At 31.1% G+C, this 11,506-nt stretch carries 10 protein-coding genes; 9 read left to right on the forward strand and 1 reads right to left on the reverse strand.

The window, feature by feature from the left end; all coding sequences use genetic code 11:
* Positions 1 to 5 precede the first annotated feature (5 nt).
* From G594_RS0112630 to G594_RS0112655, 6 genes are all read left to right on the forward strand, one after another.
* Entirely contained in the window at positions 6 to 485 is a 480-nt protein-coding gene (locus tag G594_RS0112630; RefSeq protein ID WP_027098920.1) for a PTS sugar transporter subunit IIB, read from the forward strand.
* Between the two features lie 146 nt (positions 486 to 631).
* Complete coding sequence (murQ, locus tag G594_RS0112635; RefSeq protein ID WP_027098921.1) at positions 632 to 1,540, forward strand: N-acetylmuramic acid 6-phosphate etherase; 909 nt, start codon at positions 632 to 634, stop codon at positions 1,538 to 1,540.
* 263 nt (positions 1,541 to 1,803) lie between these two features.
* Positions 1,804 to 2,694, forward strand: a complete 891-nt coding sequence (locus tag G594_RS0112640; protein WP_027098922.1) for a sulfide/dihydroorotate dehydrogenase-like FAD/NAD-binding protein — start codon at positions 1,804 to 1,806, stop codon at positions 2,692 to 2,694.
* Between the two features lies 1 nt (position 2,695).
* Positions 2,696 to 4,096 carry an NADPH-dependent glutamate synthase gene (gltA, locus tag G594_RS0112645; protein WP_027098923.1) on the forward strand — a complete coding sequence of 467 codons (1,401 nt, stop codon included), beginning with the start codon at positions 2,696 to 2,698 and terminating at the stop codon, positions 4,094 to 4,096.
* A gap of 492 nt (positions 4,097 to 4,588) precedes the next feature.
* Positions 4,589 to 5,767 carry a Na+/H+ antiporter NhaA gene (nhaA, locus tag G594_RS0112650; RefSeq protein WP_027098924.1) on the forward strand — a complete coding sequence of 393 codons (1,179 nt, stop codon included), beginning with the start codon at positions 4,589 to 4,591 and terminating at the stop codon, positions 5,765 to 5,767.
* Between the two features lie 239 nt (positions 5,768 to 6,006).
* Entirely contained in the window at positions 6,007 to 6,900 is an 894-nt protein-coding gene (locus tag G594_RS0112655; protein WP_027098925.1) for a DNA-3-methyladenine glycosylase family protein, read from the forward strand.
* A gap of 207 nt (positions 6,901 to 7,107) precedes the next feature.
* On the opposite strand, the gene G594_RS0112660 is transcribed toward G594_RS0112655, so the two are convergent.
* The gene (locus tag G594_RS0112660; protein WP_027098926.1) at positions 7,108 to 7,404 is read right to left on the reverse strand and encodes an HNH endonuclease; all 297 of its coding nucleotides are present in this window, start codon (positions 7,402 to 7,404) and stop codon (positions 7,108 to 7,110) included.
* A gap of 193 nt (positions 7,405 to 7,597) precedes the next feature.
* Here G594_RS0112660 and G594_RS0112665 point away from each other — a divergent pair, with 193 nt between their 5' ends.
* The 3 genes from G594_RS0112665 to groL all read left to right on the forward strand — a co-directional run bounded on the left by G594_RS0112665 (position 7,598) and on the right by groL (position 11,344).
* Positions 7,598 to 9,088 (forward strand): 4Fe-4S dicluster domain-containing protein, encoded by a 1,491-nt coding sequence (locus G594_RS0112665; RefSeq protein ID WP_027098927.1) that lies wholly within the window; start codon positions 7,598 to 7,600, stop codon positions 9,086 to 9,088.
* 338 nt (positions 9,089 to 9,426) lie between these two features.
* Positions 9,427 to 9,711, forward strand: coding sequence for a co-chaperone GroES (gene groES / locus G594_RS0112670; protein ID WP_027098928.1), 285 nt, complete (start codon positions 9,427 to 9,429; stop codon positions 9,709 to 9,711).
* A gap of 13 nt (positions 9,712 to 9,724) precedes the next feature.
* Positions 9,725 to 11,344: a chaperonin GroEL gene (groL, locus tag G594_RS0112675; RefSeq protein WP_027098929.1), complete on the forward strand. Its 1,620-nt coding sequence runs from the start codon at positions 9,725 to 9,727 to the stop codon at positions 11,342 to 11,344.
* The last annotated feature ends 162 nt before the right edge of the window (positions 11,345 to 11,506 follow it).

The raw sequence follows: 11,506 nt of genomic DNA on the forward strand, positions 1-11,506 counted from the left end.
TAATAATGAAAGGGATAGTTCATATTAGAATAGATGATAGATTAATACACGGACAAGTTGCAGCGTTCTGGACAAACTCCTTGTCAATAAGCAGAATTATGGTTGTTAATGATGAGGTTGCAGTAGATGAAATGCAAAAATCTTTATTAAGAATGGTAGCACCAGCTTCGGTTAGAACTTCTATCATTAGTAAAGAAACAGCAATTAAGAATATTTCTGCAGGTAAATATGAAGGACAAAGAGTTTTATTAATAGTTAAGAATCCTAAGGATATTTGGGAATTAAAGCAAGCAGGATTAGACATTACTTCATTTAATGTTGGAAATATGGCTGCAAAAGAAGGAACAAGATCAATAAAGAGATCAGTAAATGTTACTGATACTGATGTGGAATATTTTAATAAGCTATTAGATGCAGGAGTAGATATATCTGCCATAATGGTTCCTGATGATCCAGATTGTAAGTTAAAAGATATTTTAAAATAGTAAAGATAAATAGGAGAATGACTTTAGGTGAATGGTGAAGTAGTAGCAACGAATAGTAACATATGTAATTTCGAAGAAATTGCTAATTATTGTTCATCTTCACTATTAACTAAAAAAGTCATTCTTTTTTAGTAGGAGGATAAACCATGGTAAAAGTTGATTTAGGGAAATTAGATACTGAGAAAGTTAATGAAAATACAAAGAATATAGATAAATTATCAACATTAGATATGATCAAACTTATTAATGAAGAAGATCATAGGGTAGCAGAAGCTGTGAAAGAAGATGTGGAAAACATAGCAAAGGCTGTGGATTTAATTTATGGAAGGTTAATAAGAGGGGGAAGACTTATATATGTAGGAGCAGGAAACTCAGGAAGGCTTGGTGTTTTAGATGCTTGTGAATGTCCACCTACATTTGGAGTTGAACCTGGTGTAGTTGTTGGTGTTCTTGCAGGGGGACACAATGCTACTGTCTATGCGCAAGAAGGATCAGAGGATTTTGAAGAACTTTCTATAGAAGAGCTAAAGAAATTAGATTTAAATGAAAATGATGCAGTGGTAGCTTTAAGTGCTTCTGGTAGAACTCCTTATGCAAAAGGGGCACTAAAGTATGCAAAGGAGGTAGGGGCAGCACATATAGCTGTTAGCTGTAGTAGAAATGCAGAACTTTCTAAGCTTGGTGAGGTTGCTATAGAAGTTGTAACTGGTGCAGAAGTTATTACTGGATCAACAAGATTAAAAGCAGGTACAGCACAGAAGATGATTCTTAATATGTTATCAACTGGTTCTATGATTAAGAGTGGTAAAGTTTATGGTAACTACATGGTAGATGTAAGAGCGGGAAATCATAAGCTTGTTGAAAGAAGTAAGAAAATAATTGTTGATTGTACAGGAGTATCTAGGGAAGAAGCTGAAAAGTATCTAGAAATAAGTGAAGGGAGAGTAAAACTTGCTGTATTTATGATTCTTTCTCAATTAAACAAGGAAGAAAGTATTAAGTTTTTAGAAGAAAATGATAATACAATTTATAAAGCACTACAAGCTATAAAGTAGTTGTATGATTTTTGGATTAAAAAAAGACGCTTGGGCGTCTTTTTTTAGTACTATGGGTTTGTAGTGAACAACTAATAGTAGATGAAAAATTAATACACCTATAAATATAATTAATGGTGTCTATACCTATCACAAATTAAGAAGATACACCAAAATATATTTTTCTAGATAGATGTATTTTGTGAATTTATTGATAAAGTGAAAGATATTATTGTATAATATACAATAATATACCAAATAAGCAAAAGCATGGGGGGATGAAAGTGTTTAAAATCACTAACAAGAGATTATTGACAGAAAATATTTATCTTATGGATGTTGAAGCACCAAGAGTTGCTAAATCTGCTCATCCAGGACAATTTGTAATTGTTAAGATAGATGAAAAGGGAGAAAGAATTCCATTAACTATTTGTGATTACGATGCAAATAAGGGGACAGTAACTATTGTTTTTCAAACATTAGGAGCATCTACAAAAGAAATGGCAGAGTTAGAAGTTGGGGAATACTTTAGGGATTTTGTGGGTCCTTTAGGACAAGCGTCAGAAATGGTGCATGAAGATTTAGATGAATTAAAAAAGAAAAATATCCTATTTGTTGCAGGTGGAGTTGGAACAGCTCCTGTATACCCACAGGTTAAATGGTTATCTGAAAGAGGTATTAAAGCAGATGTTATAGTTGGGGCAAGAAATAAAGATATTGTAATTTTAAAGGAAGAGATGGAACAAGTTGCTGGAAATTTATACATAGCTACAGATGATGGATCTTCTGGATTTAAAGGATTAGTAACAGATAAAATAAAAGATTTAGTTAATAATGAAGGAAAGAAATATGATTTGGTAGTAGCAATTGGACCTATGATAATGATGAAGTTTGTTGCTTTACTTACAAAGGAATTAAATATTCCTACAATAGTAAGCATGAATCCAATTATGGTAGATGGTACAGGAATGTGTGGTGCATGTAGAGTTACTGTAGGAGGGGAAGTTAAGTTTGCATGTGTTGATGGTCCAGAATTTGATGGACATCTAATAGATTTTGACGAAGCTATGAGAAGACAATCCATGTACAAAACTGAAGAAGGAAGATCAGCTTTAAAGTTAGCTGAAGGAGACACCCATCATGGTGGATGTGGACATTGCGGAGGTGAAGAGTAATATGCCTAATATGAAGAGAGTACCAATTACAGAACAAGCTCCTAAGGTAAGAGCTACAAACTTTAAAGAGGTTTGTTTAGGGTATACAAAAGAGGAAGCAATGGAGGAAGCATCAAGATGTTTAAACTGTAAAAATCCAAGATGTGTTTCTAAGTGTCCAGTAAGTATTCAAATACCAAGGTTTATAGAACAAGTTAAATTAGGAGACTTTAAAGAAGCAGCTAAGATTATAGCAGAATCATCAGCATTACCTGCTGTTTGTGGAAGAGTATGTCCTCAAGAAAGCCAATGCGAGGGACAATGCGTTCTTGGTATTAAGGGGGAAGCTGTTGCAATAGGTAAGTTAGAAAGATTTGTGGCAGACTGGTCTAGAGAGAATAAAGTAGATTTATCTGAAACATTACCTAAGAATGGCAAGAAGGTTGCTGTTATAGGAAGCGGTCCTGCAGGTTTAACATGTGCAGGTGATTTAGCTAAATTAGGATATGATGTTACAATATTTGAAGCTTTACATGAAGCTGGTGGTGTTTTAGTGTATGGAATACCAGAATTTAGATTACCTAAAGATACTGTAGTTAAGACAGAAATAGACAATGTTAAAAAATTAGGAGTAAAGATTGAAACTAATGTTATTATAGGAAAGACTATAACAATAGACGAATTATTTGAAGATGAGGGATTTGAAGCTGTATTTATAGGTTCAGGTGCAGGATTACCTAAGTTTATGGGTATACCTGGCGAAAATTCAAATGGTGTATTTTCAGCTAATGAGTTCTTAACAAGAAATAATTTAATGAAAGCATATAAGGATGGATACTCAACTCCAATTAGAGCAGGACAAAAAGTTGCTGTAGTTGGTGGAGGAAATGTTGCTATGGATGCAGCAAGAACAGCCTTAAGACTAGGTGCTGAAGTGCATGTAGTATATAGGAGAAGTGAAGCAGAACTACCAGCAAGAGTTGAAGAAGTACATCATGCTAAAGAAGAAGGTGTTATTTTCGATGTACTTACTAACCCAACAAAAATATTATGTGATGAAAAAGGTTGGGTAAGTGGAATGAAATGTGTAAGGATGGAGTTAGGAGAACCTGATGAATCAGGAAGAAGAAGACCAGTAGAAATTAGGGGATCTGAATTTATTTTAGATATAGATACAGTAATAATGTCTCTTGGAACTTCGCCAAATCCTTTAATATCATCTACTACAAAAGGATTAGAAATAAATAAAAGAAAATGTATAGTAGCATCTGAAGATACTGGATTAACTTCAAGAGAAGGGGTATTTGCAGGTGGAGATGCTGTAACTGGAGCTGCTACTGTTATATTAGCAATGGGAGCAGGTAAAAAAGCAGCAGCAGGAATTCATGAATACTTATCAAATAAAATAGAAAACTTTAAGTAAAATAAACCCTAAATGTGATGGATTTTTAATTATATATCATATTTAGGGTTTTTTATTTAAAAAAATAAAAAAATATTTTAGAAAATAGTTAAAAAAATAACATAAATATGGATTTTATAATTAAAATTGCTATAGAAATAATTTGTAGGTTTTAAATATTAAGAAAATTATCAATAATTAGAATTAAAAAAGTGGTTGTTAAAGTTTATATAAATAGAAAAAACGTTAAATATTCTTACCAGAATCCATAAAAAGAAAAATATGGAGTATTTAAAAGAATATAAACAAATAATCTTGAATCTCAATTAAGTTTATGTAATCAACATTAAAGTGGTATATAAAACTTTTTAAGGAGTTTTATTGTTTGTATTAAGAGTTAAATGGTTAGATATCATTGTTAAATAGCCATCAATGCTAGGTATTGCCTTATTTATAAAAATTAAATATACTAGTTCAAGTACTTAAGAAAAAACAGTAAAGAAGGTTAAAAATATGGATTTTACACAAAAGAGATGGAAGCTAGCAGATACAGTACAAAATGTTATTAAATCAGAACTATTACCAGGTGCATTATTGTTAGCAGCAACTTTATGTGCATTAGTAATAGCAAATACGTCTTTAGTTAACGAATATCATCACTTTTTTGAAACTGAAGTTGTAAAAGGTGTAACAATGCATGCATTTGTTAATGATTTCTTAATGGCAATATTTTTCTTGGTTGTAGGTTGTGAAATAAAAAAAGAAATAGTTAGTGGACATTTATCAAATATAAAAAAAGCATCTTTTCCTATAGTAGGAGCAATAGGTGGAGTTACGGTTCCAGCAATAATATTTTACTTAATAAATAAAGGTACAAGCTATTCTAGTGGTGTTGGTGTACCAATATCAACGGATATTGCATTTGCAGTTGGAGCTTTTATGATTTTTAAGAAGAGCTTAAACCCAGCGTTAAAGATTTTTTTATTAACATTAGCAGTTGTAGATGATTTGATGTCTATAATAGTTATCGGGGTGTTTTATTCATCAAGTGTGAGAATGGTGCCTTTAATAATTGCAGGATTAATAATGTTTTTATTATTTACTTTAAATAAGTTTTTTAAGTGTAGAAAAGTTTCACCATATATAATTTTAGGATTATTTTTATGGTATTTTGTATATCAAAGTGGTGTTCATGCAACAATAAGTGGAGTTCTTTTAGCCATGCTTATTCCAATAGCAAGAGATGAGAAGGAAGAATGTATTTTATCCAAGATTGAACATTCCTTAAGTCCCTATGCAAATTTAATTGTTTTACCTTTATTTGCATTTTCAAATACTGCTATAGTTCTAAATTTAAGTTCTGTAACAATAGATACAATTCCGCTATCATTAGGAATTATAATTGGGTTGGTTGTAGGAAAACCTGTTGGAATAGTATTATTTACTTCAGTATTATCAAAATTAAATGTAGTAGAAAAACCGAAAGGTGTTAAGTGGAAAGAATTATTAGTAGTTGGAATGCTTGCAGGAATTGGATTTACAATGTCAATATTTGTTTCAGAGATAGCATTTGCAGGTATGAATAAGGCTCTAGATTTAGCTAAAATATCAATACTATTAGCCGCTATAGTATCATGCTTAATCGCCTTTATAACAATAAAATTATTTGGAAGTAAGAAGAGTTACGTATAACGTAGCTCTTTTTTGACATCTAGAAGAATATAAATATCCAACTTACCTTTTTACTTTTAGTTTCTAGAATATAAGTAAATCATAATAAAAAGTTGTAATAAACTACTTAAACGTATATAAAGTAAGATTATTTGATATTAATTATTAAACAATATATAATATAAATTATAATAATGAATAATATTTTTGTATTAAGAGGAAGAATATTATAAGAAATATAAGAGAAATAGGTGAAATATATGGATGTTAACAATATAGTAATTGATAATGATAAAGTAATTTTAGATGGAGTAAAGAATTTTAATATAAAACAAATTTTAGAGTGTGGCCAATGCTTTAGATGGGAAAAAGTTGGTGAGTTAAATTATATAGGTGTAGCTCATGGAAGAGTAATAGAAGTTATTCAAGAAGATGATAAAGTAACTATTTTAAATACTAATGAAGAGGATTTTAATAATATATGGTTAGATTATTTTGATTTAAAAAGAGACTATTCAGAAATTAAGGCTGGCCTAGCTCATGATGAGATATTAGGAAAAAGCGTTGAATATGGCTATGGAATAAGACTTTTAAACCAAGAACATTTTGAGTTGTTAATAAGTTTTATAATTTCTGCAAGAAATAGTATTCCTTCAATAATGAAAACTATAAAGAAGATTTCTGAAAAGTGGGGAACGCCAATTGAGTATAAAGGAAATACTTATTACACATTTCCAACTCCAGAACAATTGAAAGATGCAACAGAAGAGGAAATAAAGGAGACAGGCGCGTCTTTTAGAAGTAAATATATAGTTGATACAATAGCTAAAGTAAATGAAAATAGCTATGATTTTGATTTGGAGAGAATATCAAAACTTAATACAGATGAGTGTCATGTAGCGCTACAAAACTTCAAGGGAGTTGGATCAAAGGTTGCAGATTGCATAATGCTGTTCTCTATGAGAAAGTACTCAGCTTTTCCAGTTGATGTATGGGTAAAGAGAGCAATGATATTTTTCTATGGTGCAGAAGATGCTTCTCTAAATAAAATAAGAATATTTGCTAGAGATAAATTTGGTGAATTAGCTGGATTTGCTCAACAGTATTTATTCTATTATGCTAGAGAGAATAAGATAAAGGTTGGAGAAGAATAGATAAGTTAATAATGAACTTGTAGTATAAGAGAAATCTCTAGAAGATTTCTCTTATACTATATTTCTTATAAAAATAATATTATTAATATAAATTATATTTTTAAAATAAATTCTTTTATTAAAAAAATTCTTATTATTTATATTATAAAAATTAATAGTCAAATAGGAATAAAAAAACTCTATGTGAGAATCTAATCACATAGAGTTTTAGTTTTTGCAACGAACAGCTTTTGATTTTTTTATTGTAATGTGAGTATCACCTGAGTGCTTGGATATAAATTTTAAGTAACGTTTGATTTTTTCATCATTTCTTAAACGATCAAGGGTAAAAAGTCTAGCGGCTAATTCACGATTAGTATATAAAGCATGAATTTGTTTGTGACAAGTAATACATAAATTAGCTGTAGGAAAATCTTTTCCACCACGTTCTTTTGGAACTAAATGATGCTCAGTTAATTGAGATACTTCTCTATTACATAATTCACATTTATAAACTGCTATCATAATTATCACCTATGAATATAGAATTTAGACAAGAACAATTATAACATGAAATATACATACAAACAAAATAAAATCAGAAAATTCCGACAATATATTTCACCTTTTTTACCAATGAGTATATATGTTATAATTTAATAGTAATTACAAATAAAGTAACTATGAGGGTATAAAAGAAGGATGAAGAGGTGATTGTATGTTCCAATTTGAAACGCAACTAAATAAGTTGAAGCATGAAGTACTAACAGCTGTAGCTAAATTAGCAAAGGATGATAAGTTAACTAAAGAGGCGATTGAAAAAGTGCCCTATGAAGTAATTAAAGGTGATACAGCAATGTATAGGTGCTGTGTCTATAAAGAGAGGGCTATTGTTTTAGAAAGAGCAAAGCTTGCATCAGGGTTTCTAGCTAATGGGGATACAGAGGATTTAGAGCTAATAGACATTAGACCTGATGAACAAATTATCTATGTTATCGAAGCAGCTTGTGATAAGTGTCCTATAAATAAGTATAGTGTAACAGATTCTTGTAGAAATTGTCTTGCACATAGATGTCAAGAGGCATGTAATTTTAATGCAATTAGTTATATTGCTGGACGAGCATATATAAATCAAGAGATATGTAAAGAATGTGGTATGTGTAAAAAAGCATGTCCTTATGATGCTATTTCAGAAGTTATGAGACCTTGTAAAAAAGTTTGTCCAACAGGAGCTTTGGATGTTAATCCAGAAACAAGAAGGTCTATTATAAAAGAAGAAAAATGCGTAAACTGTGGAGCTTGTATGTCAGCATGTCCTTTTGGTGCAATTTCTGATAAGAGTTTAATTGTACCAGTTGCAAAGAGATTAGCAAGGGGAAGAAAGATGTATGCAGTAGTAGCTCCTGCTATAACTGGTCAGTTTGGAGCAAAAATAGGATATGGACAAATTAAAAATGCAATAAAGAAACTAGGATTTATTGATATGGTAGAAGCAGCATGTGGTGCTGATGGAGTTACTGTTCATGAAAGTAATGAATTTGTTGAAAGAATGGAAAAGGGAGAGAATTATATGACTAATTCTTGTTGCCCAGGATTTTTAAATTATATTGAAAAGATGTTCCCAGATCAAAAGGATAAGATATCAGGTACAGTTTCGCCAATGGTAGCTACAGGTAGATATATTAAAAAGAATGATCCCGATTCAAAGGTGGTATTTATAGGTCCATGTACAGCTAAAAAGAGCGAAGCCGTTAGAGATGGTATTAAGGGAGCTGTAGACTATGTACTTACATTTGAGGAGCTTATTGCATTATTTGAAGCATTTGATATAGATCCTGCAGAATGTGAGAATGAAGTTGTAGATGATGCATCTATATTTGGTAGAGGTTTTGGAACTGCTGGAGGATTAACTGCAGCTATAGAAAACTATATAAAAGAAGCAGGAGTAGATGTAGAATTTAAACCAGTTAAGGTATCTGGTGGAATAGAAATAAAGAAAACTATGAATATGGCTAAGGTTGGAAGATTAAGTGGTAACTTTATTGAAGGTATGATGTGTGAAGGTGGATGTATAAATGGTGCAGGTACAATAGTTCCATCTTTAAGAGCAAAAGGAGTATTCAATAAGACTAATATTCAAGCCACTAAAAAGACGGTATTGTCAAATAAATCTTTAAAAGAATATAAAGAAATTAATTTAGAAAGATAGGTATCTAAAAACTGCAAGAATAATATCATAATTAGTATTCTTGTAGTTTTTTCTTATGTATAAATAATTATTTGAAATAGTTAGAAAAATTAAGCAAATAGAAAATATTTAAGCCTAGTTAGTTATAATTAGGTTATTTAAGGTAATAATATAGAAGATAATATTTGAATAAAATGGATAGGGAGGATATTATAATAATTGTATTAGCACTCTATTAAAGTGAGTGCTAACAAAGGATAAAAATAAGTTTTTATAGGCCTACAAAAACTATAGATTCTAACTATGTCGGGTTAGAAACAGGGTTATAAATATATAAGGAGATTATAGGAGGTATTGTTATGAATATTAAACCACTTGGAGACAGAGTAGTAATTAAAAAGTTAGAAGCCGAGGAAACAACAAAAAGCGGAATTGTTTTAACAGGTAGTGCAAAAGAAAGACCTCAAGAGGCTGAAGTTGTTGCTGTAGGTCCAGGAGCAATGGTAGATGGAAATAGAGTAGCAATGGAAGTTAAGATTGGGGATAAAGTTTTATATTCTAAATATGCAGGAACAGAAGTTAAAGTTGATGGAGAAGAATACACTATTTTAAAACAAGAAGATATATTAGCAGTAGTGGAATAGGAGGAGATTTATTATGGCTAAAATGTTAATGTTTGGTGAAGAAGCAAGAAGATCAATGCAAGTTGGTGTTGATAAGCTAGCAGATACAGTAAAGGTAACTTTAGGACCTAAGGGAAGAAACGTAGTTTTAGGTAAGAAATTTGGTGCACCTCTTATAACTAATGATGGTGTTTCAATTGCAAGAGAAATAGAATTAGAAGATCCATATGAAAATATGGGAGCTCAACTTGTAAAAGAAGTTGCAACAAAAACTAATGATGTAGCAGGGGATGGAACTACAACAGCTACACTTTTAGCACAAGCAATTGTTAGAGAAGGTTTGAAAAATGTAACAGCTGGAGCTAATCCAATGTTAATAAGAAATGGTATTAATATTGCAGTTAAAAAAGCTGTTGAAGAAATACAAGCAATATCTAAGCCTGTAGAAGGTAAAGAAGATATATCAAGAGTTGCTGCAATATCAGCTGCTGATGAGGAAATTGGTAAGTTAATTGCAGATGCCATGGAGAGAGTAGGTAACGAAGGAGTTATTACTATTGAAGAATCTAAGTCTATGGGAACAGAATTAGATGTAGTAGAAGGTATGCAATTTGATAGAGGATATGTATCAGCTTATATGTCAACTGATATGGAAAAGATGGAAGCTAACCTAGATAATCCATATATATTAATTACAGATAAGAAGATTTCTAACATACAAGAAATACTTCCAATACTTGAACAAATAGTTCAATCAGGAAAGAAGCTATTAATTATTGCTGAAGATATTGAAGGAGAAGCAATGGCTACATTAGTAGTTAATAAGTTAAGAGGAACATTTACTTGTGTAGGTGTAAAAGCTCCTGGATTTGGTGATAGAAGGAAAGAAATGCTTCAAGATATAGCTATACTAACAGGTGGTAGAGTTATTTCTGAAGAATTAGGAATGGATTTAAAAGAAACAACTATAGATATGTTAGGAAAAGCAGATAGTGTTAAGGTTACTAAAGAAAGCACTGTAATAGTAAATGGTAAGGGAGATTCTAATGCTATAAAAGAAAGAATCACTCAAGTAAGAAGTCAAATAGAAGAAACAACTTCAGACTTTGATAAAGAAAAGCTACAAGAAAGATTGGCTAAACTAGCTGGTGGTGTGGCAGTCATTAAAGTTGGTGCTGCAACTGAAACAGAGCTTAAGGAAAGAAAGCTTAGAATAGAAGATGCTTTAGCAGCTACAAAAGCAGCTGTTGAAGAAGGAATAGTACCAGGTGGTGGAACAGCTTATGTTAATGTTATAAATAAGGTAAATGAATTAAAGTCTGATGTTGCAGATACTCAAGTTGGTATAAATATAATTGTTAGATCTTTAGAGGAACCAATGAGACAAATAGCTAAGAATGCTGGTGTAGAAGGTTCAGTTATAATAGAAAAAGTTAAGAATAGTGAAGCTGGTATAGGTTATGATGCTTTACATGACCAATATGTGAACATGATAAAGACCGGTATAGTTGATCCAACTAAGGTTACAAGGTCTGCGCTTCAAAATGCTGCATCTGTAGCATCAACATTCTTAACAACTGAAGCTGCAGTTGTAGATCTTCCTGAAAAGGAAGCTCCGATAGCTCCAGACCCATCAATGGGTGGAATGTACTAAGAAGTTTTAGAGAGATAAGGAAAAAAGTCCTTATCTCTCTTTTTTACGTGTGTAGTAATAAAATATCATAAATGTTAAGAGTTTTTTAAAAAAATTAAATTTATATAAAAAGCATAGGAGATATATGAAGAAAGTAGAGCTAGTAAGTAAATGGATTTAGTG

The organism is Clostridium paraputrificum AGR2156 (assembly GCF_000424025.1).
Lineage (GTDB): Bacteria > Bacillota > Clostridia > Clostridiales > Clostridiaceae > Clostridium > Clostridium paraputrificum.